We start from the raw sequence: 25,081 nt of genomic DNA on the forward strand, positions 1-25,081 counted from the left end.
AGCCCGCCCGCGGGGAGGCTGTCCGCGGTGGTGTTGCTTCGGAGTCGGCGGAGCCGCCTGCTCACACCCAGCCGGTCGCGGCGCGCAGGAGCAGCCCCAACCCGAGCGACGCGCCGTTCGCGAGCGCCGAGGCCGCGATGGCGTGCGTGGTAGGCAGATCGCGCAGCGCGAGCCGGTAGACGCCGAGCTCGAGCAGCACCGCCCAGAGCTCCGAGAGGGCCAGTCGCGCCGTGGCGCCGATCGCGAGCGCGGGGAAGATGAACCACACCGCCGGGTGACTCGCGATGTTGGCGACGGCCACGAGCGCGGCGCGGCGGCCCCATGACCGCTCCGCCGCGCCGAGCAGCGGTGAGGCGACGGCGAGCTCGATGAGCAGCGTGAACGCGAACGCGCGCGCCCAGGCGGCCACCAGCGGATCGGTGAAGACGCGGCTCATGGGGCGGCCGGCTGCGCGGCGATCTCGGGCCCGCCGCGGTCCACCACCACGCGCGCGTGCCCGGACCGCTCATGGCGCGCCTCCGCGGCGCGCCGGCCGACGTCGCCGCGGACATAGAAGTACGCGAGCAGCGCGAGCTCCAGGTACCCGTGGAAGGAGGCGAGCGAGAGCACCAGGTTGCGCGTGCCGAGCGCGCTGCGCAGGGCGCCGAGCAGCACCAGGCCGGCGAGGACCGCCACGGCGGCGAGCCCTGCGTCCCCGAAGTCGCGCCGGAGCGAGCGCGCGGACATGCGGAAGGTGGTTGTCCGCCGGCCCGGTTGATCTTCCTGAGGAATGAGCAGCAGCCAGACCGCGTAATGGACGGACTGCAGGAACGCATAACATGCGGTGAGCGCCATCGCGGAGCGGGTCGGCAGCCCGGGCGCGAGCCAGTCGCTCGCAAGGAAGAGGTGAAGCCCGAAGGCGTCCAGCCACCCGGCGCGCAGGGTGACGGAGGTCATCGCCCCGCTCGCGAGGAGCGCTGTCCCGGCCAGCACGAGGCCGAGCGGCCAGGCGTCAGCGCGCACCCGGCGGCGGAAGAGCGCGAGCCATAACGCGAGCGCGACCAGGTTGTGCGCGTGCGCAAGGGCGAGCCGGAAGCCGCGCGGCGCGGCGAGCGCCGCCGCCGACAGCGCCACGGCCGCGGCGGCGGCCAGCGCGACGCGCCGCCACGCGCGCGACGCGAGCGCGCCGGCGACGATCGCGGCGCCGAGCCAGGCGGCGAGCAAGGCGTGCTCGGCGCGGAGCAGCGCTGCCGCCGAGCCGAAGAGCTCCTGGGCGCCCCGCAGCCCCACCAGCGCGGCGCAGGCCGTCCAGACGACGCCCCGCCACCACGACGGCAGCCCGCGCCGCAGCACGAGGTGGCGCACGTCGGCCGCGACGTGCAGGACGCCCAGCAGGACGGGCCCGAGCACGAGCAGCGCGCTCGGCGCAAAGACCGCCATGGCGAAGGCGCCGAGCGCGTTGGCCGCGGCGAGGGTGGCTATCCTGCGATCGGGGCGCGCCACGATGGCGATCGCGAGCTCGCTCCGGCGGAGCAGGTTGAAGAGGTGCCGCCGCGCGCCGTCGAGCGGCGCGACGCCGCGCTCGAGCAGGCGGGCCACGCTCGCAGGCGGAGGACCGGGCGCACCCACGGCCGAGGCTCGCTTCAGCGGCGCCGGCGGGCGGTCACGAGCGCCGCGGCGCCGCAGAGCAGCATCAGCCCGGCCATCGCGCCGCCCGAGGCGGCGCCGCTCATGGCGCAGCCGCCGTCGTCCGATGACGCCTTGTCCGAGCCCGCGCTGCCGGCCGACGTCGCGTCCGCGCCCGTGGTCGATGTCGCGCTCCCGCTCGAGGTCGACGTCGAGCCCCCGCCCGAGGAGATGCACAGATTGCAGTCGTATTCCACCGTGGTGAAGCCGCCGTCCTCGCCCGGCAGCGTTCGCTGGCACTTCTGCTTCGTGCACGTGCCAGGCTCGTTGGCCTCGGGCCCTGCGTTGTTACAGCTCGACCCCGGCGTGTCGCACGCGTCGGGCGGCGGGATGTCCGCCTGCGCTGAAGAGGTGAGGAGCGGCGCTGCGAGCAAGGCGGCGATCGCCACAAGGCACGAGGGCTTCATCATCCCGCCACTCTGTGCTTTTCTCCGGAAAACTTCAAGAGCGGTGCCGCCGATCCACGCTCGTGCACCTGGCCCTTGCGAGGAAAAACTACCCGGGTGATACCGAGACGGTCAGATATTACTCGGCAAAAATCTATGGACACCAACATCGAAGTCGAGGCGCCGTCCGCGCCGCGCGGCGTGCACGACATGACGCAGGGCAAGCCGCGCGCGCACGTCGTGCGCGTCATGCTGTTCATCCTGGCCGGCATGGCGATCCAGACCCTCTACGGCCTGATCGACATCTACTGGGTCGGTCGCCTCGGAAAGGAGGCCGTCGCTGCCGTGGCGGTCTCCAGCAACCTGATGTTCGTCTCCCTGGCCGCGACGCAGATGCTCTCGGTCGGCTGCGTGGCGCTCGTCTCGCAAGCGGCCGGCAGAAAGGAGCACGGCGAGGTGCAGCGCCTGTTCAACCAGGTGCAGAGCCTCGCCATGTGGGCGGGCGCCCTCTTTCTCGTGCTCGGCCTCGCGCTTCACCGCACGTACGCCGAGCGGCTCTCGGGAGACGCCATGACCGCCGAGCTCGCGAGCAGCTTTCTGCTCGCGTTCATTCCGGCGCTCGCGCTGCAGTTCACGATGGTGGGGCTCGGCTCGGCGCTGCGCGGCATCGGAGACATGAAGCCGGGGCTCGTGGCCCAGACCGCGAGCGTGCTGCTCAACATGGTCCTCGCGCCCTTCCTCGTCTTCGGCTGGGTATCGGGGCGCCCGCTCGGCGTGCTCGGCGCGGCCCTCGCCACGCTCATCGCGACCGCGGCCGCCGTCGTCGGGCTCGCCGTCTATCTCCTGCGCGGCAAGACCTTCCTTCGCCTCCGCCTCGCCGACTGGCAGCCGGATCTCCCCACATGGCGAAAGCTGGTGGCCATCGGCTTGCCCTCCGGCGCGGAGTTCTTGTTGCTGGCCGTCACCATGGGCGTGATCTACGTGGTCACGCGCCCCTTCGGCTCGGAGGCGCAGGCCGGGTTCGGCATCGGGCTGCGGGTGATGCAGGCCGGCTTCATGCCTGCCGTGGCGATCAGCTTCTCCGCTGCGGCGGTCATCGGCCAGAACTACGGCTCCCGCGCCTACGCTCGCGTCCGCGAGACCGCGCTCGAGAGCGTGAAGCTCGTGCTCGGGTTCATGGTCCTCTTCACCGTGGTCTGCCAGGTCTTCCCCGCGCAGCTCGTCGCGCTCTTCTCGCCCGCGCCGGACGTCGTCGCGGCCGGCGTCGACTACCTCCAGGTGACCTCCTGGGGATACTTCGCGAGCGGCATCGTGTTCGTCTCCGCCGGCGTCTTTCAAGGCCTCGGCAACACCTGGCCCTCGCTCGCCGCCTCGGGGGCGCGCGCGGTCGCTTTCGTCTTCCCCGTCCTCGCCCTGAGCGCTCGGCCCGGCTTCCGCATGCACACCATCTGGCTCGTCTCGGTCGGCGCCACGCTCGGCCAGTTCGGGCTCCAGCAGATCCTGCTGCGGCGCGAGCTCGCCCTCAAGGTTCCCGCATCGCAGTGACGCGCCGCGGGGGGCGTAGCGCCCGCCGAGCGCCGATCAGGGACGTGCGCTCGCCGCCCTGGCCGGCAGGGCGCGCACCTGGTTCTTCCGCATGACCTCCGCGGTCAGGCGCGCCGCCATGGCGCGCGGCACGAAGCGCGCGAGGTTCGAGAGGATGTAGTTGCCGAGGCCGTGGATGGCGTGGGTTCGCCCCGTCGAGAGGGAGCGCAAGCCGAGCCGCACGACGTCGCTCGCCTTCGCCTTCGCGCCCACGGCCGCGGCTTCCCCGGCGATCTCGAAGAACGGCGTCTCGGTCGCGCCGGGGCAGAGCGCGACCACCTTCACGCCCCGCTCGCCGAGCTCGGCCCAGAGCGCCTCGCTGAACGAGAGCACGAAGGCCTTGGTCGCCCCGTACACCGCCATCGAGGCGATCGGGTAGAACGCCGCCGTGGACGCGACGTTGAGGACCGCGCCGCGCGTCCTCACGAGGTCGGGCAGGAACGCGTGGGTCATGGCGACGAGGGCGCTCACGTTGAGCGCGATCTCCTCGAGCTGCCTTTCGATCGGCGTCTCCTCGAAGCGGCCGTGGGTCGCGAATCCGGCGTTGTTGATGAGGAGATCGACGGTCACGCCGCGCCGCGCGACCTCCGCGTGCACGCGCCCGATCGCCCCCGCGCTCGTGAGGTCGTCGGCGATCACCTCGACGCGGACGCCGTGCGCGGCGCGCAGCTCGACGGCGAGCGCCTCGAGCTTGTCGCGCGAGCGGGCGACGAGGATCATGTGGCATCGCTGCGCGGCGAGCTGGCGGGCGAATTCGGCGCCGATGCCGGTGGAGGCGCCAGTGACGAGGGCGTTCCGGTTCTCGAAGGGGTGTCGCGTCATGCCTCCATGTGTAAGCTCTGGGTCGGTTCGCGAGAACGGACATCTTCGGGCATCGGAGTTCCACGGATGAAAAACGACGCCTTCTCCTGGGACGACCTGCGCGTGCTGCTCGAGGTCGACCGACGTCGCAGCTTCCTCGGCGCGGGCAAGGCGCTCGGGCTCTCCACCTCGACGGTCGGGCGGCGCATCGACGCGCTCGAGCTCGCGCTCGGCCGGAAGCTCGTGCACAGGACGACGGCCGGCACCTCGATCGATCCGACGGCGCGCGCCCTCGTCGCGCTCGCCGAGGGCATGGAGAGGGAGCTCCGCGTCGAAGGGAGGGACGCGCGCGGCGCCGAGTCGCTCGAGGGCGTTGTGCGCGTCTCGATCAAGGAGAGCTTCGCGCGCCCGATGGCGAAGGTCCTCTCCGAGTGGCGGCGCATCCACCCCGAGACGCTGATCGAGCTCGCCTCGGAGGCGCGCCTCGCGGACGTCGCGAAGCGCGAGGCCGACCTCGGCGTCCGGACGGCGCGCTCGTCGTCGAAGGCGCTCGTCGAGAAGCGCCTCGGCACGTTCTCGTACGGCCTCTGGGCCTCGAACGAGTACGTCGAGCGACACCTGCGCGACGGCCACCTCCGCGAGGCGGACTTCCCGCGGCACGACTTCGTCGGCCATGACGGGCCGGGCCGGGAGTCCGAGCAGGAGCGGTGGCTCGTCGCCCGCGGCGCGCGTCGGTTCCCGTTTCGCTCGAGCTCGGACGACGCGGTCCTCACGGCCGCGAGCGAGTCCCAGGGGATCTGCATCTTCGCGGACGCGCTCGCGCGTGACGTGCCCGGGCTGCGACGGCTCGTCTGCCCGACGCCGCTCCCGACGGTGAGCGTGTACCTCGTGGTCCACCGCGATCTGCGGCGAGTCCCGCGGATCCGCGGCGTCGCGGGGGCGATCGAGGAGGCGATCCGGCTGATCGCCGTTCGTGAGAAGGCTCGCGGCTAGTTCCGCTCGCCAGGAGTCCGGAGGGAGAGTTCAACGCAAAGGCACAAAGACGCAAAAATGCATGAGTTTTTCTCTCTCTCTCCCTTGCGCCTTTGCGTCTTTGCGCCTTTGCGTTGAACTCTCCCCCTCCTCTCTCCGTCTCTCCGGCCAGCGCCGGTTCGTTGATGAGCGCCCGCTGAAGCGTGAAGACTGTCGATGCGCGGGGCCTGGGCGCGCCGCGGTCGCCCCATGGCTCGCCGGCGTCGTCCGGCGGGGTCACCTGCCCAGCGCGATCATCTTCTCGTTTACCCAGTCGTCGCCGGCGAGGGGGTGCACGCCGGCCCCGTCCCGATCGAGCGCGATCCCCACCGAGAGCAGCCCACTCTTCACGAGGAACGCTCCCCTGGCGGTCTGCCCGTCGGACTTCGTGAGCCGCCCGCGGATCGCGAGATCGCCCCCCTTCGCCTCCAGGAGCCTGAAATCGACGCCGCCGTCCGCGCGCTTCACCTTCGCGGACGCCTTGAGCCCCTCCATCGCAAGGAGCCCCGCGGCCCAGCCGGGAATGGCATCCTCGGCGTCGAGCAGCATCACGGCCGGCCGCGCGTCCTTGCATTCCATCCGGATCGCTGCCTCCGTGAGCCCTCGTCTCACCTCCGCGTCCTCGATGTCGATGTGCGCCCACCAGCCAGGGAGCGCCTCGCCCTCGTGCTCGATCGCGAGATCCTCGATGTCGATGCGGCCCTCTCGCAGCTTGGCTGTCGGATTCAAGACGTTCACCGCGTCGAGCTTCATGCGCGCCGCCACGTCGCCCTTCACCTTGGTCTGTTTCCACTGCAGGGCGCCGTGTTTCAACAGCAGGCTCAGCGAGCCCGTGCCTCGCCCCAGCGGGTCGACCTCCAGGCTGCTCCGCGCGAAGGCTGCGCCGCCCGTGAACCGCGGCGCGTCCGGCGCGGCGCCCTCGGCGTTCAGCCAGCGCAGGTCCGGGATCGCCGCGGCGACGACATCCACCTTCGACGCGAACCCCGGCGGGAGCCGCAGGAGGTGGAGCTCCGGCGCGTCGAAGGTGGCGCTCGCCCTCTCCACGACGACGGGCGGCAGGCCGCTCTCCGGGCGCTCGAGCGTCGCCCGCGGCAGCGTCACCGCGAGGCGCGGCGCTCCGCGCTCGTCGACGCGGAGCGCCGCGCGCGCCTCGGCGGTCGCGCGGAGCGACGCGGTGGAGGCCACGAGGTGGCTCGTCTCGTAGGACACGGTGCTGCCCGGCTCGACGCTCCCCCGGTTCACGACGAGGTTCGTCCTGAGCTCTCCGCTGCCGTCCTCGAGCCTGGGTCCGGCGCCCTCGCCCCCGGGAAGGTGGATGAAATCGAGCCCCGGCAGCTGGGCGTCGAGGCGGACGCGCGCCCAGGTGGTATCGAGGACGTCGAGCCCTTCGACGTCCCGCGGATCGAACGTGCTCATCGTCACGTCGGCGTCGGCGTCGAGCCGCGCGACGACGCGATCGGCGACGTGGACCTCGCCCGACCGGAGCTCCAGCGCGACGGGCCCGACGCGAACGGCGCGGAGCGGCTTGTAATAGAACCCTCCCCGCACGCGGCCGCCGCCGGCATACCTGACTTGCTGGATCCAGATCTCCTTGAGCGTCGTGTCGATGTCCTCCAGGTGCACCGTCCACAGGTTGTAACCCTCGTCGGAGTTCTCGAGATCGTGCTTCGGCGGCAGCTCCGGCTTGAGCGGAGGGTTCGCGAACTCCGGGATGGGCGGCAGCGCCTGGATGTGCGGCGCCTCCAGATCGCGCTCGCTCGTCGGATCCACGAGCATCCGCATCCGGAACACGAAGCCTCTGGCGCGGATGTCCTCCGCATAGAACTTCTTCCGGAGGAGATCGGTCAGGTGGATATCGAGGTCCGCTTCGTCGAGCTCCACCGCCCACTGAAGCACGCTGTCGGAGCCGCTGAGCCGGAGCTCCTCGACGTGAACGACGCCCGGCCAGAGGCTCCACGCCGACCCGTAATAGAGCGACGCGTCGACGGGGTTGTAGCTGACGAGCCTCGCGATGAGCCCCGTGCTCAGCATGGCGTTCACGACGACGACGTAGCCGAGCCAGAGCGCGATAGGCAGGATCAGCAGCGCCTTCAGCGCCCTCCTCGCCCGTGGCCCGAGCCTCCCGCTGAGCGCAGCTGGAGACTTCAGCGCGGCGGCTTCGTGCAGGAGCGCGTGCATGAGCGCATGGGATCGCACGCTCCATGCCGCGAGCTGAGCCGCGGCGCGAGGGGGCGGGCTCAAGGCTGGCCGTGGCGATCTGCCCCGCTCGTGGCGAACCTCGACATGCGCGGACCGCGGGCGGGCTCGATCCCGCGCGGAGTCGCCCAGAAATGGCCCTGCCGCGAGCGCTCGGCCCCCGTCGGACCCGACAGGCACCCGGCTTGCTAATCCCGCGAACGCTGGCGCTGGCGAGCCTGCCGCGCGTGCGCGTGCGCGTCGTCATCGCCCGGCGGAGCCGATTTTCCAGCCATCACCCGAGGTCATCATGAACCACACTGTCCATCACGACCTGAACGACGAAGAAGCGAAGAGCGCCGTCCTGCGGGCGATGGCGAAGTATTGTGATCGATATGCAGAGTACGCTCCCTCCATTCTCTGGAGCGACGAGCGGCACGCGCATCTCGGCCTCTCGTTCAAGGGTTTCACGCTCTCCGGGCGGCTCGAGCTCCGGCCCAGGGCCGTCGATTTCGCGATCGACATGCCGCTGCCGCTGCGCATGTTCAACCGGATGGCGATCGCGGCGATCGACGCCGAGGTGAGGCGGTGCATCGATGATGCGCACCGCGAGCGCGCGCGGCGGCGCGCTCCGGTCGCGCTCGCGCAGGAGGGCCCTCTGAGCGGTTCGCGCCATGCAGAGCGGCAGCGCCATGACCACCCGTGAAAGGCGTCGCCCGCGGAGCGCTCCGCGCCGCGAGAGGCGGGAAGCCGCGAGCGGCGTCGTCCTTCGCCGGCGCCGCGTCAGCGTGTCGGTCGAGTCCGTCGAGACGGTCGAGCTCGCTCGTACGACCGGCGAGCTCGCGGCGACAGGACAGCTCACCCCGTCACCGATCGAGTCCGCCGAGTCGGCCGGGCTCCGGTACGTGAACGACGGGGAGCCGGGGATCTCCAGGCGAGGGGCGGGCAAGGGCTTCCGTTACGTCGACGCCGACGGTCGCCCCGTCAAGGACGAGGCGACGCTCGCGCGGATCCGCCGGCTCGCGATCCCGCCCGCGTGGACCGATGTGTGGATCTGCCGGAGCGAGCGCGGGCACATCCAGGCGACAGGGCGGGACGCGCGCGGCAGAAAGCAGTACCGGTATCACCCGCGCTGGCGCGAGGTCCGCGACGAGACGAAGTACGATCGCATGCTCGCGTTCGGCGCGGCGCTCCCGGCGATCCGCGCGGCGGCCGAGCGGGATCTCGCGCTGCCTGGCCTGACGCGCGAGAAGGTGCTGGCGGCCGTTGTGCGCCTGCTCGACGAGACATCGATCCGCGTCGGGAACGACGAGTACGCGCGCGACAACGACTCGTATGGTCTCACAACGCTCCACGACGAGCACGTCGAGATAGAGGGGAGCCTCATCAGGTTCCACTTCAGGGGCAAGGGCGGCAAGGAGCACACGCTGACGGTGCGGGATCGCAGGCTCGCGCGCATCGTGAAGCGCTGCCAGGACGTGCCCGGCCACGAGCTGTTCCAGTACATCGACGGCGAGGGCCGGCGGCAAAGGATCCATTCGGACGACGTGAACGAATACCTGCGCTCGGTCGCGGGCCAGGACTTCACAGCGAAGGACTTCCGCACCTGGACCGGCACGGTGCTGTGCGCGTCGTTCTTCTGCGAGATGGAGGTCGCGACCTCGGTCCGCCAGGTGAAGAAGCGCGTGGCGCAGGTGATCGACAGGGTGTCTGCCCGCCTGGGCAACACGCGCGCGGTCTGTCAGCGTTGTTATGTCCACCCGGCCGTGATCCGCGCTTATACGGAGGGCGCCCTGCAGTCCCTGATCGACGCGGAAGAGGCCGTCGCGGACGGGGCGTTCGCGGCGCTCCGGCCCGAAGAGGCGAAGATGCTCCGGATCGTCCGCGGCTTCGGCGAGCGAGAGGCCGCGCCGCTCGTGACCCGCCTCCGCGAGAGCGTTCGCGCGGTGCGCGCGGTGAACGCGCGGCGAGCCGGCAAGAGCGCGAAGCGTCCGGCCAGGGAACGGCGCGCAGCGGCCTGAGCCGCGCCGACGGCGGGCGCTGCAGCAGCCGCGCGGGGATGCGCCTCGCCGCGCCGTTCGCGACGAGTCTGCCGTGTCGTTGCGTCACAGCCTGATCGCCTCGCTGTGGCATCGTGCCGCGGACGCGACGGGCGCTGTTGCTGGGGTCGCGAGCGGCTCCGCGATCTCCCGCCGGGTACGCGCGCGGTACGGTTCGTGTTGTGCGGATGCTCCCAGGAAATCAGCGCGAGCGGCGTGAGCCCTCAGCCAAGGAGGTCTGTATGGCGAACCAGAGGTTGATCACCGGGATGGTGCGAGCACGTGAGGAGGCCGAGGACGCCGTCCGGCGGATCCTGGACAGCGGGCACACGCGACGGGACGTCTGCGCCATCGTGAGCGAGGCGGCTCGCCGCCAGCACTTCGCGCGCCCGCGCACGCAGGGCGCTGCCTCGCACGGGAGCGCGCTGACCTCCATCCTCGCCTCGGCGAGCGCGGGGCTCGTCGTCCCGGGGCTGCGGCTCGCCGTGGCCGGCCCCATCGCGGTGAGGCTCGCGGACGCGAGCTCGGCGAGCGAGACGGCCAGCCTGAGCAGCGTGCTCGTCGACGCCGGGATCCCCGAGCACAGCGCGCCGGAGGTCGAGAGGCGCCTCAAGGAAGGCGCGATGCTCCTCGGCGCCCTCGCGCGCGACGAGAAGGACGCCGCGGCGCTGCGCGCGATCCTGCGAGAGGCAGGCAACAGCGATTTCTGCGGCACGGGCAAGGGAGCCCGCGTGTTCGCCGCGCTGTGAGCCAGCCGGCGCTCGGCGCTCTGCGTCGCCGCTGGAGGGGGAGCCCGCCGCTGGACCGATGAGCTCGCTTCATGACCGCGAAGTCCCGGACATTGGAACGGGACTTGAAGGGAATGAAAGAGTTCAGCCGAGACTGATTCGGTACGAGGCGAACATGTACCCCTGAGGCAACCGGGGCGCGCGCCTTCCTGCAGTGGCGACGGTCCCTGGGATCGCGGCTCCTGCGCGGACGTACGGCGTGGAGGCCCAGCTCGGGAGGTAAGGAGGAGAGGAATCGGGGGTTCACCAGATATCGCAGGAGAGTACCCATGGAACCGGTCGCATTCGCAGACGAGAGCGTGGGCCTGGACGGACTCATCGACGATGACTCGATCGAGCAGCTCAAATCGTTTTGCCGCGGGGAGATGTCCGCGGTCGAGACCTACCGTCAGGCCATCGCCGCGGCGCGGCAGGGCTGGGTGGCTCACCACCTCAGGCTCAACCTCGCGTCGCACGAGGCGCGGGTGAAGGTGCTGCGCCGGCGGATCGAGGAGCTCGGAGGCGACCCCCCGGCGAGCTCCGGGCCATGGGGCGCGTTCGCCAAGGCTGTCGAGGGGACCGCCGTGGCGCTCGGCCACAAGACGGCGCTCTCGGCGCTGGCCGAGGGGGAGGAGCACGGCCTGAAGGACTACCGGAACGACATCGAGGAGCTCGACACCGAGTCGCACGCCCTGGTGCGAGACGTGATCTTGCCGCAGCAGGTGTCGACGCGCCGCTCGCTCGCCGATCTCAAGCGGCAGCTGCCGTGACGCGGGAAGCCGTGGGCGGATTGTTCCGGCGGGCGCTCCGTGCGATACTTTCGGGCGTATGGGCAGGGCTGCGCTGGACATCACCCGACTGAGCCGCGACGAGCAGCTCGACCTCCTCGACGAGTTATGGGCGAGCCTCGGGCGAGACCCTGACGCGCTGCCGCTCAGCGACGCCCAACACGTCGAGCTCGATCGGCGCCTCGATGAGCTCGAGGCCGAGGGGCCCGTCGGGCTCACCTGGGATGAGGTCGTCGCCCAGGCGCGCGCTCGGTCACGGTGAGGCCGTACCTCGTTCGGCCCGCTGCCGCGGCGGACATCGCGCGGGCATATGCCTGGTACGAGCGAGAGCGCGACGGGCTAGGAGAGGAGTTCCTCGTGGAGGTCCGCGCGGCGATGCAGGCGGTCGTCGAGGCGCCGACGGCCTACGCCGCTCTGCACCGCCAAACACGGCGAGCGCTCGTCCGGCGCTTCCCCTATGGGCTGTTCTTTCGTCTGATGGATGACATCGTCGTCTTCGTCGCGTGCTTTCACACGCGCCGAAGACCCGAGTCATGGAAGCGGAGACGCTGAGGGCAACATCGGTGTTGGGACGGGGGCGAACTCCCCAGCTCAGCCCTTCGCGTCGTATCCCGCCTGGAGCAGCTTCGCGATCGTGGAGAGCTGCATGTTCGACGTCCCCTCGTAGATCTTCCCGATCTTCGCGTCGCGGTAGAGCTTCTCGACGGGATAGTCCTTGGTGAAGCCGACGCCGCCCATGAACTCGATGCAGAGCGACGCCGTCCGCTCGGCCACCTCGGACGCGAACAGCTTGGCCATCGCCGCCTCCTTCACGAACGGCTGGCCCGCGTCCTTGAGCCGCGCGGCGTTGTAGACGAGGAGGCGCGCAGCCTCGATCTCCATGGCGACGCGCGCATACTGGAACTGCACGCCCTGGAAGCTCGCGATCGACTGCCCGAACTGCTTCCGCTCGCCCATGTAGCGCATCGCGTGGTCGAACGCCCCCGCGGCCAGGCCGAGCATCTGCGCGCCGATGCCGATCCGGCCCTCGTTCAGCGTCTCGATGGCGATCTTGTAGCCCTTGCCGACCTCGCCGATCACGTTGCCCTCCGGCACCTCGCAGTCCTCGAGGACGAGCTCGCACGTGCTGGAGGCGCGGATCCCGAGCTTGTTCTCCTTCTTGCCGACCGAGAAGCCCGGGAACGATCGCTCGACGACGAAGGCCGTGATGCCCTTGTAGCCCTTCGTCGGATCGACGTTCGCGAACACAAGGAAGACCGAGCTCTCGTTCGCGTTCGTGATCCAGAGCTTGCGGCCGTTCAGGATCCAGCGGTCGCCCCGGCGCTCGGCGCGGGCCGCGAGGGCGAACGCGTCCGAGCCGGAGCCCGCCTCGCTCAGCGCATACGAGCCGACCCAGTCCCGGGAGAGCCGCGGGAGGTATCTCTCCTTCTGCGCCTCGCTGCCCCAGCGGAGGAACGCATTGGCCACCAGCGTGTTCTGCACGTCGACGAGCACGCTCACGCTCGGATCGACCACGGCGAGCGCCTCGATCGCGAGGATCGCGCTGAAGAAGCCCGCTCCAGAGCCCCCGTACGCCTCCGGGATCTCGATGCCCATGAGGCCGAGCTCGAACAGCGGAGGGAGCAGATCGTGGTCGAGCGCGCCCTCTTCGTCCATCGCCGCCGCGCGCGGCGCGACGCGCTTCCTGGCGAAATCAAGCACCGAGTCGCGGAAGAGGCGCTCCTCGTCGGACAGCTGGGTGAGCGGGGGGTGGGACACGACGGTTTCTCCTTGTGGGCCCATGGCGCAGCGCGGCGCCGTGGCGGCGTCGCCCCACTATGCTACGCGAGGGCCGCCAGCGAAAGCCGTTCGAGCGCGCCCCGCCCGGTCATCGCCGCGGCGCAACGCAGGCCACACCGCGCCGGCGACGGACCGGGGCACGCTGCCCCGAGCCGCCTCATCCGTGGTGTCGCCGCTCGCGCCGCGGTCGGGATCGTCCAGGCTGCTATGCGCGTCGCTTCCCCGGGACGCTCACGCGCGCTTGCCCGCTGGCGCGTCGCGCCGGCGGCACCGGAGCAGCGTGTGGGCGAGGCCGAGGTGATCGATCTCCGCCTCGACGACGAGGCCTGCCTCGTCGACGCAACGCCGGATATCGGCGGCGCTGTACATGCGGCTGTTCCCGTTCGCGAGGCACGTGAAATACAGGGAAGAGCCGTGCAGACAGTGGACCGCCACCTCGTTCGTCTGCCGATCCCAGAACGTGTCGAGGATCCAGAGCACCGTCTCGTTCCCCATGGCTGACGCGGCCCGCCGGAGGATCTGGACGATGTCCGGCTCGGAGAAGCACACGAGGAACTGGCTCATCCAGATGGCGTCGAAGCCTGTCGGGAACGCCTGGCCGTGATCCAGGAAGTCGATGGGGGTGCCCATGATCCGGCCGAGCAGGCCGTGCTGCTCGACGTTGGCGCGCGCGTCCTCCAGCTGGCCCGGCAGGTCGAGCAGCGTCACGCGCACGTCGGGGTCGTGCGTGCAGCACTGGATCGCCCACCGCCCGGTGTTGCCGCCGATGTCGAGGAGCGTCCTCGGCCTCCGCTCGAACACGACGGGCAGCGCCTCGGGGAACGCGGAGTCGGAGTAGAGGTGATCGAACGCAAACCAGCTCTCCCTCACCTTCGGCGGGAGCGCCGGGAGCGCCTCATAGACCGTCGGCCACTCGCCAAAGACCTTCAGGCCAGCCGGCTTGCCGCCCTCGATGGCCTCGTCGAGAAAGCGCATGCCCTCGTAACAGACGTCATGGATGAAATCCATGTTGATACGGGTCATCCTGTCATTCTCGACGATGAGCCCGACCCGCGTGATCGTGTAGCGCTCGCCACGCTCTCGCGGCTCTGCCTGGACGTTCGCGCCGCCTGCGCCGCCCGTGCGCTCCACCAGGCCGAAGCTCAGGCTCGCCTCCAGCAAGGTCTTGGCCGCATAGGCGGAGAGGCCGGTGTCCTGGGCGACCTCGGCCGGTGTCCTGCCGCCCTTGCCGGCGCGCTGGAGCGCCCGGAGGACGCCGCGGTTTCGCATCACCCGCGCCACCTGGAACATGACGGGCGCAAACGCGATGCGCTGGGCGGCGAGCATGGCGTCGAGGGTGGGATTCGGGGCGGGATCGTTCTTCATCGAGCTCCGGTTATCGGGGGTGGGGTCAAGGCTAGCGTGCACCCTAGCGCTGGAGGAGCAAGACGAAGCCGCAGACGCCCGTGAACAGCAGCGTGCACTCTGCCCGACCCTCGTCGGCGAGCGAGATCCCCGTCACGCCGCAGAGCAGGCCGAACACGAGGCTCGCCACGCTGATCCGCCGCCGTTGATCGATCGACCGGACAGGCGGCGGAAAAGACGGCCTCGTGCGGTAGGGGCTTGCCACCCCACGATGATACCACCGGCGCCGCGATCACAAGGACGCCGCCGCGATGTCGAACAGCTCCTCGTCGGTGAGCGGCAGCGGGTTCCCCTTCATGCTGCTCGCCGCCCTGGCCTTCGCGACCAGCGCCGGGAGGTCCGCCTCACCCATGCCGTAGCGCCGGAGCCCCGGGATCGCGAGGTCACGGCAGAGCTCGCGGACCCAGGCGATCCCTTCCTCGGCGACGGCGTCGGCGCGCCCCGTGACGAGCGCGGCCAGCTCGTCGAAGCGCGGCAGCGCGAGGTGAGCCGGGTCGCGCGCCCGGAGCGCCCGCAGGTTGACCTCCAGGACGGCAGGTAAGAGCGCGGCGCACACCGCGCCGTGCGGCGCGTCGAACATGCCCCCCGCGGGCGCCGCGAAGCCGTGGACCGCCCCGAGGCCGGCGTTCGCGAGGCAGAGGCCGCCGAGCAGGCTGGCGATCGCGAGGTCGTCCCGGGCCGGCGCGTCGGTGCCCTCCAGGACCGCGCGGCGCAGCGAGCGCGCCGAGCGGCGGATGCCCTCGCGCGCGAGGCCGTCCGTGAGCGGGTTGCGGCGGCTCGACAGGAACGGCTCGATGAGCTGCGAGAGCGCGTCGAGCCCGCTCGAGGCGAGCACCCCGGGCGGGGCGCCCGCGAGCAGGTCGGGGTCGACCACCGCGAGGCGCGGCAGCATGTGCGGGCTGCGGAGGCTCGCCTTCACGCCGGCCTCCCGCGAGGCGAGCACCGCGTTGCGCGTCACCTCCGCGCCGGTGCCGGCGGTCGTGGGGATCGCCACGAACGGCACGGATGGCCTCGAGAGCGCTCTCCCCTGGCCGATGACCTCCAGGTAGTCGAGCGGGTCGCCGCCGTTCGCGACGAGCGCGGCGATCGCCTTGCCGGCGTCGATCGCGCTGCCGCCGCCGAGCGCCACAACGACGTCGCACCGCTCGGCCGCGGCCCGCGACGTGCCCTCGCGGGCGATGTCCACCGTCGGCTCGCCCGCGACGGGGAAGCGCACCGCGGCGACGCCCTCTGCCGCGAGCGCGGCGAGGAGCGGCGCGGCGCGGCCGGGATCCTGCCCGGTGACGACGAGCGCCCGCGTCCCGCCGAGGCCCCGCACGGCCGCGGGCACCTCGGCGATCTTGCCCGCGCCGAAGGCGATGCGCGTCGCGGTGGCGAACTCGAAGGCGGGTTCATTGCCGGGAGGCGTCATGTCAATACCCCGCGTCGTCAGGGAAGACATTGACGTATTTCCGGCTGGTCCGCGGCTCGGCCATCATCTCCGCGACGGTGTCCCGCCACCGCTTGTAATGCGCCGTTTCCTTGTGTGCGGCCGGCGCTTCCTTGGTTTTGTAGACCTCGACGAGCACGAACCGCGCCGGATCCTCGGTGTCCTGGACGACGTCGAACCGGGCGATCCCCGGCTCCTTGACGCTCTCGCGTGCGTTCTCGATCGTCGCGCTCCGGAACGCGTCGACGAGCTCGGGTCTGACACGTACGTGCACATGCACGATGAGCAGGCTGTTGGACATGCGCGCAATCTAGCTCGGACGCGCGGCCGCAGGAACCCGGCTCGCGCCGCGGCCGGCCTCCCTGGAGAGCGCGCGCAGGCCGCGCGCGGGCTCGGCCGAGAGGCGGGGCGCGGCAGGCGGGGGGCGGGGCGGGCGCGCGAGTGGCGGCGCGGCCGGCAGAGCGCCGTCGTCCCCTGCGTCGACTCCCGACTTGGCCCGGCCGCCTCGCGCACTACGATCGTCGTGACACGGCGTGTGGCTCGGCAAGCGTCGAGTGCATGAGCGCCGTGAGCGAGGAAGGTCGATATGGCGGATCCGACCCCGGAGAGCCCGCAGCCCGATGCCGCGCAGTCCATCGCGCTGTATTCCATCGAGTTCAGGTCCGATCACGGTCTCCTGAAGGACTGCAATCAGGAGCACGGCTGGAGGAACGAGGGACCCCTGTGCCAGCGGCCGGAGTGGACGCCGCGGGGCGCCGTCCCCCTCTCGATCTCGATGGGCCGGCACATCGTCGTCCGACTCGGGCTCTCGTCGCGCGACGCCTACAGCGCGGCGGCGGCCGAGATCCGCGCCGTGGGGCCCGGGGGCATCGTCCTCGAGAGCCGCGGCCACGGGGCCGTCGCCGCGCCGCTCGATCTCTTCTCCTCGCGGCAGCTCGGGAGGAGGATCCAGAAGTTCGACCTCACCCTGAGCTGGTCGGCAGGGGCGGGAGCTATGGTGTCGCCCGCCCGGACCTCGAACGTCGTGTATGTCACGATGGGCAGGCCCCAAACCGACAGACAGGAGGTCTGGCAGGAAGATGGGGTGACCTTGAAGCGGATGGACAGGGCGGTTTCCTGGGTGGAGCCGCTCGATACCCTCGATCCCCACGAGATCGTGTACGGGGTCATGGCGAAGTTCCCGACGTACACGCTCCTGCCGAGCCCGAGGGTGCCCCGGGAGTACCATCACCCGACGTACATGAACGACGAGGGCGGCGCCTGGCCGATGACGGATTACGTGGAGGAGAGCGGCGAGTGCCAGGCGATCGTCCGCCTCATCCGCGGCATGCTGCGCCAGCTCGGGATCCCGGGGCGGACGCGCATGGTCGTCGTCTGGGGCGACCCCAACGTCGGCGGCGGGCGCAAGACGCTGTCGGCCGACGTCGAGCAGAACCCGTGGGCGGGGCTCGACGCCACGAAGGTCGAGGGCGGCCGCGTGTGGCGCGCCGCGCTGGTCGACGGGCCGGTGGAGGTGGGGAGGACCTACCCGGCGTCCCATACGCGCCTGCCCGACGGGTCGCTCAGCCCGGGGCTCAACCGGTACGAGGCGGCCCTCGAGTTCTCCCACGGCGGCGTGACGAGGTATTACGCGGGGGGCGCTGGCGTGTTCGATTCCGTGGAGCCCATCCTGGGCGTCTTCTGGGGGCTCATCTGGTTCAGCTCGGCGCCGGACGACGGGTACCGCGTCGAGCAGATCGTGGCGACCTACAGAAATGGAGGCTGGGGATGAGCGCGCACGCATTTCACAAGGAAGACATCGACGCGAGGATCGCGGGGTGGCTCGCGGCCGTGGCGCGCGTCGCCCCGGATGGCTTCACGCCCGTCGAGCGGTTCGAAGACGTGCCGGCCCAGGCGCGCGCGGAGTCGTTCTACTGGTGCGACTCCATCTTCAGGGACGAGCTCAACCCGCACGGCGAGGGCGTGAGGGCGCGCCACGCGTTCCATGCCGCCACGGACGATACGCCCGACCTGCTCCGCCACGAGTATGCCGCGGGCGGGCTCGGGCTCACCGTCACCGAGGGGCGCAACTTCATTCTCGTCCAGGTCGATCGCGCGAGCCTCGATATCCTCTCTCTCTGCGGTCCAGATCGCGCCGCCGCCGTGCGCCGGGTGGCCGAGGCGCTCTTCAACACGGGCGTGGAATCGCGCACGGTGGGCATGCCGGTGACCTCCGGCCCGTCGGCCTGCCCGGACCTCGCCGGGACACAGGAGCTCGAGGAAGGGACGGTGGTTTCGAGCAATCCGGCCGTGGACCCGGATCTCCTCACCTGCTGGAAAGACCGCACGGAGTGCGGTGTTCAGGGCGGAAGGCTCTACTTCCTCTGTTACAAGAAATCATCCCAGCGCGTGGGGTTCGCGAACGCGTGGCAATGGTTCGACGACCGGAGGGCCGGGGTCGGGTGAAGCGGGGGTAGACGGGGAGCGCGCGGGGACGTGCGGGAACGTAGATGACCTCCGCGCCGGTATTGCGTCAGCGCCACGCGCGCGGGATGTTGCGCGCGTGGCGGGAGCACAGGCACCCAGGATCTTGATCTTCCCAGGCGGCCCCTCGGGCGCTGCGCAGGCGCTCGCCGCGGCGCGCGGCTATGTCGCGGTCCCGGCCCGGGACGTCGAGGCCGGGCTGGATCTCCTGGCGACTCAGCCGTTCGACGTGGCCGTGCTGGCGGACGAGGGGCCGCTCGAGGACACGCTCGCGCTCTGCCGGCGGCTGCGCGCGGCGCCCGGGGGCGATCGCGTGGCCGTGGTCGCCGTCACCGGGAGCGCGGGCGCGACCACGGCGCTGCTCGAGGCGGGCGCGACGGCCGTGGCGGCGGCGCTCGAGCCGTCGATCGCCATCCAGCTCGACGCGGCGGTGTGGTGGGTGCGGCGGCCGTCGGCGCACGTGGCCGACCGGGCGCCCGCGGAGCGCGCGCTGCTCGAGCGCGCCGCGCGCTCCTTTCGCGGCGCGTCCGCCGAGGTGATCGGCCTCCTCGTGTGGGACGCGGCGGGGGGCGTGCTTGACGCGAACGACGCGTTCCTCGGCATGGTGGGCTACACGCGCGAGGACGTCGAGGCGGGGCGCCTCAACTGGATGGCGATCACGCCGCCCGAGCACCGCGCCGCGGACCAGCGCGCCCTCTCGGAGGTCCTGAAGAACGGCGTCTGCCCGCCGTTCGAGAAGGAGTTCCTGGCCCGCGACGGGCGGCGCGTGCCCGTCCTCATCGCGCCTGCCCTGGTCGAGGGGGCGCGCGATCGCGGCGTCTGCTTCGCCTTCGACATGAAGGCGCGCAAGGCCGCAGAGGACGCGCTCCGGACGAGCGAGGAGCGCATGCGGCTCGTCGTGCGCGCCACGAGCGACGCCTTCTGGGACTGGGATCTCTCGTCGGGGCGCGTCACCGGGAGCGAGCGCATGCGGAGCTTCTATGGCACGGGCGGTGCCGACATCGAAGAGGACGCGGTGTGGTGGTTCGAGCGGGTCCACCCCGAGGATCGCGATCGCGTGATGAACGGCCTGCGGCGCGCGATGGAGGGGGACGAGAGCACGTTCGAGCTGTGGTACCGGTGCCTGCTCGCGGACGGCAGCTACGCCGACGTCCACGACCGGGGCATCGTGCTGCGCGACGCGACCGGCAGGGCGTACCGGATGCTCGGGGCCGTGTCCGACGTCACGGAGCGCCGGCAGATGGAGACGCGGCTCCAGCTCGCCGATCGCATGGCCTCGCTCGGCACGCTCGCGGCCGGGGTGGCGCACGAGATCAACAACCCCCTCGCGTACATGGTCGCGAACGTCGATTTCGCGCGCAAGGAGCTCCGCGCGAAGGGGGCCGGCGCGCGCCTCGACGCGCTCCTCTCGGCGCTCGACGAGGCCGCGGAGGGCGGCTCTCGGGTACGGCACATCGTGGGCGGCCTGAAGACGTTCTCGCGGGCCGACCACGGCGAGCTCGGCCCGGTCGACGTCGACCCCGTGATCCAGCTGGTCCTGCGGATGGCGCAGCAGCAGATACAGAGCAAGGCGCGGCTCGTCCTCGCGCTCGGCCCGGTGCCGCCCGTCCACGCGAACGAGGCGCAGCTCGGCCAGGTGATCCTGAACCTGCTCGTGAACGCCGCCCAGGCGCTGCCGGAGGGGAAGGTGTCGGAGAACGAGATCCGGATCTCCACCGCCCCCGCGCCGCCCGGCCGCGTGTGCATCGAGGTGTGCGACACCGGGCCCGGGATCGCGCCGGAGCTGCGGAGCCGCATCTTCGACCCGTTCTTCACGACGAAGCCCATCGGGGAAGGGACGGGGCTCGGGCTTGCGATCTGCCACGGCATCGTGACGAGCTTCCAGGGCGAGATCGACGTGGAGAGCGAGGTCGGCAAGGGCGCGTGTTTCCGCGTGCTCTTGCCTGTCCATGACGCTGACGCGCGGGCCGGAGAGGAGCGCAACGCCGCCTCGGGCGGGGCCTCCGATGAGTCGCCCGAGGAGGCCGCTCAGTAGGCGCGGCGGCGCGGCGGCGGCGAGCGCGACGCGCCGCCGTCCGCGGCGGACGGGCTCCGACAGGGTGCGCGCGGTCCGTGCTCCGGCGCGCTGCGGGGCAGCTCCGCGGGACCGACCGCTTGCCACGGCAGCGGCGGTCGCTCAAGTTGCGTCACCGGGCCCATGAACACTCGATCGGTCAGGGCCGCAGCTGGGCTGCTCGGCGGGTCGGCTGAGGAAGCGCGCCGCGTGGCGCAGTCCGGTCGTGAGGTTCGGTCATGATCGAGAAAACGGGGCGCATCCTGGTCATCGAGGACGATCTGGATATCAGGAGCATTCTGACGCAGCTCCTCATGTTCGAGGGGTATGACGTCGAGGAGGCGGCGGACGGCGCCGAGGCGCTCGAGCTGCTGCGGCGAAACGGGCCGCCCGCGCTGATACTGCTCGATCTGATGATGCCGATCATGGATGGGTGGCAGCTCCGCGCCGAGCTCCAGCGCGACCCGGCGCTCGCGTCGATCCCGGTGGTGATCGTGTCCGCCGACGTGCGGGTCGAGCAGGAGGCGTCGCGGCTGCGCGTCGCCGGCCTGCTGAAGAAGCCGCTCCAGATCGAGCCGTTGCTCGAGCTGGTCCACCGCATCTGCGGCGCGCCGGCGCGATGAGCCCGGCGAGGCGCGCGCCGGGGCGACGCTGGAGCGGCCCGGGGGCCCCCTGATCAGGCTCCGGGGCGCAATCGCTACCCGGCCGGCAGCGCCGCGGCGGGCGCCTTCCCCTCCGCGTGGCGGCCGGCGCCGTGCTCCTGGAAGTACTCCTCCAGCCGCCTGTCGGCCTCGTCCCCGAAGAGGAGCCTGCACGCCTCGCGGAGGCCGGGCGACCTCGCGAGCGCGTCGCGGCGGAGCAACAGCGCGATCTTCGTGCGCCGCCGCAGGAAATCGTCGAGCTTCGCGATCATCTCGTGCTTCGCGGCGTGGGCGACCTCGCAGCGCAGGTCCTCCGCCCCTTCGATCAGCGGATCGGCCATCCTCGGGTCGCTCCGGATGTCCTCGAGCAGCCCGAGCGCCTGCGCGCCATAGCGGCGCCATAGCCGCGTGCTGAGCGTCTCCGAGGCGCGCGGCGGCGTCAGCGCGTCGAGATCGAGGGCGCGCGCCTTGTGAAAGAACTCTTTACGAAGCGCCTCGGCCGGCTCGCCATACCAGCGCTGCGCGGGGCGGGGCAGCGCGACGCCGAGCCGCTGCACGGCGGCGCAGACCTCGTCGCCCACGTTGATGCAATCGGTGAGCTTGCCGCCGAAGATGCTCACGTGGGCCTGCGCCCGGTCCACCTCGAGGGCGTGCTTGCGCGAGAGCTGAAGCCAGTCCTCGCCGCCCCCGCCGCCCTCGACGGCCAGGGGGCGCACCCCGCAGCGCTCCGCGATGACGTCGGCCTCGGTCAGGGGGCGGGGCAGGTTGAGGCGCTTGTTGATGTTGGAGAGCACGAAGCGCCGGTCCTCGGGCGTCACCGCCGCGCGCGGGCCCTCGACGCGGGTGTCGGTCGTGCCGATGCACGTCCTCGAGCCCATCGGGATCACGAAGAACAGCCGGCCGTCGTCCGCGAAGAACGTGAGCACCCGCCGGCTCGAGGTGAGCCGATCCACGATGAGGTGGATGCCCTTCGAGAAGATGTGGCGGTGCCTGGTCCGCTGGCCCGTCAGCTCGTTGTGCGCGTCCACGAACGGCCCGCAGGCGTTCACGAGCACGCGCGACCGGATGGCGAGCTCCCTGCCCGACAGGACGTCGCGGGCGCGCGTGACCCACCCGCCCCCCTCGCGCCGCGCGCCGAGCGACTCGACGTAGTTGGCCGCACGCGCGCCGTGATCGAGCGCCGCGCGCACGAAGCCCCAGACGAACCGCGCGTCGTTGTCGACGAGGTACGCGTCGGAGTACTCGAATCCTCCGTCGCAGCCGTCCAGGTTGATGATCGGCTCCTCCCGCGCGATCGCCCGGCGGGAGAGCAGGCGAGGGATGCGCGTGAAGAAGCTGCCGATGATCCAGTAGAGCCAGGTGCCGAGGAAGAGCTTGAAGAGCCCGTGGCGGAAGCCCCGCTCGTGCGCGGCGTAGAACCGGATCTCCTGCACCGACGACGGGTAGCTCCTGAGGAGGAGGTTCCTCGACGTGCAGAGCTTCCGCACGAGCGGAAACTCGAAGCTCTCCATGTACTTGATGCCGCCCCAGGCGAGGTTCGACGACTCCTGGCTGGTGAATCCGGCGAAGTCGCCCCGATCGATCAGCGCGACCTTCGCCCCCCGCGCGGCGAGGGCCGCGGCCGCGACGGCGCCGTTGATCCCGGCGCCGAGGACGAGGACGTCGAACGTTTCGCGGCTCAAGCTGTCGATGTTCGTGGCCCGCAGCATCGATGGCGATCCGGCGAAGGCGCTGCCCGCGCGCGCCCCATCTGCTCTATCACGTCCCCGCGGCCTCGTGGCGGCGGACGGCGCCCAAAAGCGCGGCGGCGGTGGCGCGCGATGCTGTGCGCGCTTCTGTCCGCTGCGCGCGCTTCTGTCCGCTGCGCGGGCTGGCATCCAGGCGGCTCCGTCACCGTCGCCGCTGTTCAACGGAGTTTCGGTTACGTCCTGCCGACGTTTCGCTCAGCCCATCAGCCCATCGGCCCAGCTGCCGTCCTCGCCGCGGTACGCGTCGGGCGACGGCGCCGGCTGGACGCGGCGCGGGCTGCTCTTCGTCGGGGCGTGGCCTGTGTGGAGGTGCTGCCAGCGCGCCATCTTGGTGTAGACGCCGCCCCGCCGCAGGAGCTCTCCGTGCCCGCCGTGCTCGACGATGCGGCCGCGCTCCATCACGAAGATCTGGTCGCAGTCGACGACCGTGCTCAGGCGGTGGCTCATGAGGACGATCGTCCGCTTCCCCTTCAGCGCGCGCAGCGCCTCGCCGATGGTCCGCTCGTGCTCGGCGTCGAGCCCGTCGGTCGGCTCGTCGATCACGAGGATGGGCGCGTCCGTCAGCAGCGCGCGCGCGATCGCGATGCGCTGCCGCTGGCCGGTCGACAGGTTGAGCCCGCCGTCGGCGATCGCCGTCCGGTAGCCGTCCGGCAGCGCCTCGATGAAGCCGGCCGCCCCCGCCATCTCCGCCGCCATCCGGATCTCCGCGTCGGTCGCGGAGGGGCGGCCGTAGGCGATGTTCTCCGCGATCGTGGCCGGCAGGAGGATGCTGTCCTGGAGGACGAGCGCGATGTGCCGGCGCAGGTCGGCCACGCGGATCGCGCGCGTGTCGATGCCGTCGAGCCGCAGCGCCCCGCAGGTCGGGTTGTGGAAGCGCGGCAGCAGGCCGAGCAGCGTGGTCTTGCCGGCGCCGACCGAGCCCACGAACGCGACCATCTCGCCCGGCCGGATCGTCGCGTCGACCCCGCGCAGCACCGGGTGGCCCGGGCGGTACTCGAACCCGACTCCATCGAGCGAGAGCGCGCGCGGCTGGGGCGGGAGGGCCGCCGCGTCGTGCCTGTCGACGACCGCCTGGTCGCGGTCCAGCACCTCGAAGACGCGCTGCGCGCCCGCGACGCCGCCCTGCACCGCGGCGCCGGCGCCGGTCAGCTTGCAGAGCGGGTCGTAGAGCATGCCCAGGTAACCGAGGAACGCCGTCAGCGCGCCGAGCGTCATGCCCGCCTCGCCCCCGCCCGCCCGGGCCTGGACGATGAGGTAGCCGCCGTAGCCGAGCACCAGCGCGCCGCCGAGCCCGAGGATCGAGCCCATGGCGAGCGTGTGGCGGAGCTCGTCGTGGTGGAGCCTGAGCCACGCCTTCACGCTGTTGCGCAGCGTCGTGTGGAAGCGCGCCTCCTCGTCCGCCTCGCGGCCGAACGCCTGGACGAGGCCGATCGACGCCATCGAGCGCTGGACGGACGTCGCGAACTCGCTCTCGACCTCCTTCGCCTCGGTGCACTTCTTGTGCAGCACGCGCCCGAACTTGGCGTTCGTGAGGAGGAGCGGCGGCACGACCGCGAGCGCGAGGATCGTGAGCTCCAGGCTGCGCGAGGCCATGATGCAGATCATCACGGCGAGCGTCAGCGCGCTCCCCATCACGGCGACCGCCACGTTGAGGATGCCGTGGCACCCGGAGGCGTCCTGGTTGAGCCGGTAGAGGGCGTCCCCCTGCGGCTGCGCCCGGTGATAGCCCATGTGGAGCGCCTGGAGCTTCCGGTACACGTCGCGCCGCACGCGCGTGAGCCCGCCATAGCCGATGCGGAACGTGAGCAAGGCGCGGCCCATGCCCACGAACTCCTGCGCCACCCGGAGGACGAGCGTGATCGCCGCGAGCCCGAGGACGCGGCCGAGCAGGCTGTCCGGGAGCGGGGCGAGCAGGATGCGATGGACGAAGTCCCCCGTGCGCGGGCCGGTCGAGATGAGATCCACGATCACGGCGACGGGCCACACCTGGAGCAGGCTGATCGCGATCGAGACGCAGACCAGCACGGCGAGCGCGCCGAGGCGCGCCCACTCGCCCTTGAAGTACGCGCCCACCCGGAGGAAGAAGCGGACCCGCTCCGCGCCGGCCGGCTGGCTGGGCGCGGCGCGCGCGGCGGTCAGCTGCCCGGTCGTCCTCGGAGAATGCCTCGAGCTCCTGAGCCTGCCTTCGCGCCGAGGCGAAGGATGATAGTTCTTGCGGTGAGCGTGTGCGCTCATGGTTCGCTGAGCTCTCTCCTGTCTACGGCTGAGGTGGTCGCCGGCGGCCCATCTCGGGCCCGGCCTGACGATCCATCGGTTATGACCGGTAGCGAGGTATCGCCGCTGGTGTA

The 25,081-nt window shown here is 71.5% G+C and carries 24 protein-coding genes; 12 read left to right on the forward strand and 12 right to left on the reverse strand.

The window, feature by feature from the left end; translation table 11 throughout:
- Nucleotides 1–61: 61 nt before the first annotated feature.
- From WMF19_RS06580 to WMF19_RS06590, 3 genes are read right to left on the reverse strand one after another with little or no spacing between them, the layout of a single operon-like run.
- A complete protein-coding gene (locus WMF19_RS06580; protein ID WP_437898274.1) occupies nt 62–436 on the reverse strand; it encodes a hypothetical protein in 375 nt (124 codons plus the stop codon).
- A complete protein-coding gene (locus tag WMF19_RS06585) occupies nt 433–1,608 on the reverse strand; it encodes a hypothetical protein (RefSeq protein WP_437898275.1) in 1,176 nt (391 codons plus the stop codon). Before WMF19_RS06585 ends, WMF19_RS06580 begins: the two co-directional genes overlap by 4 nt.
- Nucleotides 1,609–1,622: 14 nt before the next feature.
- Nucleotides 1,623–2,075, reverse strand: coding sequence for a hypothetical protein (locus WMF19_RS06590; protein ID WP_437898276.1), 453 nt, complete (start codon nt 2,073–2,075; stop codon nt 1,623–1,625).
- Between the two features lie 132 nt (nt 2,076–2,207).
- Here WMF19_RS06590 and WMF19_RS06595 point away from each other — a divergent pair, with 132 nt between their 5' ends.
- Nucleotides 2,208–3,596, forward strand: coding sequence for an MATE family efflux transporter (locus tag WMF19_RS06595; RefSeq protein WP_437799320.1), 1,389 nt, complete (start codon nt 2,208–2,210; stop codon nt 3,594–3,596).
- Between the two features lie 36 nt (nt 3,597–3,632).
- Here WMF19_RS06595 and WMF19_RS06600 read toward each other — a convergent pair whose 3' ends face one another.
- The gene (locus tag WMF19_RS06600) at nt 3,633–4,457 is read right to left on the reverse strand and encodes an SDR family NAD(P)-dependent oxidoreductase (RefSeq protein WP_437898277.1); all 825 of its coding nucleotides are present in this window, start codon (nt 4,455–4,457) and stop codon (nt 3,633–3,635) included.
- A 66-nt stretch (nt 4,458–4,523) separates the two neighbouring features.
- On the opposite strand from WMF19_RS06600, the gene WMF19_RS06605 reads away from it, so the two are divergent.
- Nucleotides 4,524–5,429, forward strand: coding sequence for a LysR family transcriptional regulator (locus WMF19_RS06605; RefSeq protein WP_437898278.1), 906 nt, complete (start codon nt 4,524–4,526; stop codon nt 5,427–5,429).
- A gap of 255 nt (nt 5,430–5,684) precedes the next feature.
- Here the strand turns inward: WMF19_RS06605 and WMF19_RS06610 are convergent, their stop codons facing one another.
- The gene (locus tag WMF19_RS06610) at nt 5,685–7,643 is read right to left on the reverse strand and encodes a hypothetical protein (protein ID WP_437898279.1); all 1,959 of its coding nucleotides are present in this window, start codon (nt 7,641–7,643) and stop codon (nt 5,685–5,687) included.
- A 289-nt stretch (nt 7,644–7,932) separates the two neighbouring features.
- On the opposite strand from WMF19_RS06610, the gene WMF19_RS06615 reads away from it, so the two are divergent.
- From WMF19_RS06615 to WMF19_RS06640, 6 genes are all read left to right on the forward strand, one after another.
- Complete coding sequence (locus WMF19_RS06615; RefSeq protein WP_437898280.1) at nt 7,933–8,328, forward strand: polyhydroxyalkanoic acid system family protein; 396 nt, start codon at nt 7,933–7,935, stop codon at nt 8,326–8,328.
- Nucleotides 8,297–9,643: a DNA topoisomerase IB gene (locus WMF19_RS06620; protein WP_437898281.1), complete on the forward strand. Its 1,347-nt coding sequence runs from the start codon at nt 8,297–8,299 to the stop codon at nt 9,641–9,643. Before WMF19_RS06615 ends, WMF19_RS06620 begins: the two co-directional genes overlap by 32 nt.
- 260 nt (nt 9,644–9,903) lie before the next feature.
- Nucleotides 9,904–10,410, forward strand: coding sequence for a hypothetical protein (locus WMF19_RS06625; RefSeq protein WP_437898282.1), 507 nt, complete (start codon nt 9,904–9,906; stop codon nt 10,408–10,410).
- A gap of 308 nt (nt 10,411–10,718) precedes the next feature.
- Nucleotides 10,719–11,198 (forward strand): DUF2383 domain-containing protein, encoded by a 480-nt coding sequence (locus WMF19_RS06630; protein WP_437327955.1) that lies wholly within the window; start codon nt 10,719–10,721, stop codon nt 11,196–11,198.
- Nucleotides 11,199–11,256: 58 nt separating this feature from the next.
- Entirely contained in the window at nt 11,257–11,478 is a 222-nt protein-coding gene (locus WMF19_RS06635; protein ID WP_437898283.1) for an addiction module protein, read from the forward strand.
- Nucleotides 11,475–11,768 (forward strand): type II toxin-antitoxin system RelE/ParE family toxin, encoded by a 294-nt coding sequence (locus tag WMF19_RS06640; protein WP_437898284.1) that lies wholly within the window; start codon nt 11,475–11,477, stop codon nt 11,766–11,768. Before WMF19_RS06635 ends, WMF19_RS06640 begins: the two co-directional genes overlap by 4 nt.
- A gap of 39 nt (nt 11,769–11,807) precedes the next feature.
- Here WMF19_RS06640 and WMF19_RS06645 read toward each other — a convergent pair whose 3' ends face one another.
- The 5 genes from WMF19_RS06645 to WMF19_RS06665 all read right to left on the reverse strand — a co-directional run bounded on the left by WMF19_RS06645 (nt 11,808) and on the right by WMF19_RS06665 (nt 16,129).
- Nucleotides 11,808–12,974, reverse strand: coding sequence for an acyl-CoA dehydrogenase (locus WMF19_RS06645; protein ID WP_437898285.1), 1,167 nt, complete (start codon nt 12,972–12,974; stop codon nt 11,808–11,810).
- Nucleotides 12,975–13,226: 252 nt separating this feature from the next.
- The gene (locus WMF19_RS06650) at nt 13,227–14,360 is read right to left on the reverse strand and encodes a class I SAM-dependent methyltransferase (RefSeq protein ID WP_437898287.1); all 1,134 of its coding nucleotides are present in this window, start codon (nt 14,358–14,360) and stop codon (nt 13,227–13,229) included.
- A gap of 43 nt (nt 14,361–14,403) precedes the next feature.
- Nucleotides 14,404–14,604, reverse strand: a complete 201-nt coding sequence (locus WMF19_RS06655; RefSeq protein WP_437327960.1) for a hypothetical protein — start codon at nt 14,602–14,604, stop codon at nt 14,404–14,406.
- 27 nt (nt 14,605–14,631) lie between these two features.
- Entirely contained in the window at nt 14,632–15,810 is a 1,179-nt protein-coding gene (locus WMF19_RS06660; protein ID WP_437898288.1) for an iron-containing alcohol dehydrogenase, read from the reverse strand.
- 1 nt (nt 15,811) lies between these two features.
- Entirely contained in the window at nt 15,812–16,129 is a 318-nt protein-coding gene (locus tag WMF19_RS06665; protein WP_437898289.1) for a putative quinol monooxygenase, read from the reverse strand.
- 285 nt (nt 16,130–16,414) lie between these two features.
- Here WMF19_RS06665 and WMF19_RS06670 point away from each other — a divergent pair, with 285 nt between their 5' ends.
- From WMF19_RS06670 to WMF19_RS06685, 4 genes are all read left to right on the forward strand, one after another.
- Complete coding sequence (locus tag WMF19_RS06670; RefSeq protein WP_437898290.1) at nt 16,415–17,599, forward strand: hypothetical protein; 1,185 nt, start codon at nt 16,415–16,417, stop codon at nt 17,597–17,599.
- Nucleotides 17,596–18,273: a hypothetical protein gene (locus tag WMF19_RS06675; RefSeq protein ID WP_437898291.1), complete on the forward strand. Its 678-nt coding sequence runs from the start codon at nt 17,596–17,598 to the stop codon at nt 18,271–18,273. The genes WMF19_RS06670 and WMF19_RS06675 overlap by 4 nt, the downstream gene beginning before the upstream one ends.
- A gap of 97 nt (nt 18,274–18,370) precedes the next feature.
- The gene (locus WMF19_RS06680; protein ID WP_437898292.1) at nt 18,371–20,326 is read left to right on the forward strand and encodes an ATP-binding protein; all 1,956 of its coding nucleotides are present in this window, start codon (nt 18,371–18,373) and stop codon (nt 20,324–20,326) included.
- A gap of 257 nt (nt 20,327–20,583) precedes the next feature.
- The gene (locus WMF19_RS06685; protein WP_437898293.1) at nt 20,584–20,967 is read left to right on the forward strand and encodes a response regulator; all 384 of its coding nucleotides are present in this window, start codon (nt 20,584–20,586) and stop codon (nt 20,965–20,967) included.
- 74 nt (nt 20,968–21,041) lie between these two features.
- Here WMF19_RS06685 and WMF19_RS06690 read toward each other — a convergent pair whose 3' ends face one another.
- Together WMF19_RS06690 and WMF19_RS06695 are read right to left on the reverse strand one after the other, a co-directional pair.
- The gene (locus tag WMF19_RS06690; RefSeq protein ID WP_437898294.1) at nt 21,042–22,694 is read right to left on the reverse strand and encodes a glycerol-3-phosphate dehydrogenase/oxidase; all 1,653 of its coding nucleotides are present in this window, start codon (nt 22,692–22,694) and stop codon (nt 21,042–21,044) included.
- Nucleotides 22,695–22,928: 234 nt separating this feature from the next.
- On the reverse strand, nt 22,929–24,968 hold the full coding sequence (locus WMF19_RS06695) for an ABC transporter ATP-binding protein (protein WP_437898295.1): 2,040 nt from the start codon (nt 24,966–24,968) through the stop codon (nt 22,929–22,931).
- Nucleotides 24,969–25,081 lie beyond the last annotated feature (113 nt).

The organism is Sorangium sp. So ce124 (assembly GCF_051525235.1).
GTDB classification, from domain to species: Bacteria; Myxococcota_A; Polyangia; order Polyangiales; family Polyangiaceae; genus Sorangium; species Sorangium atrum.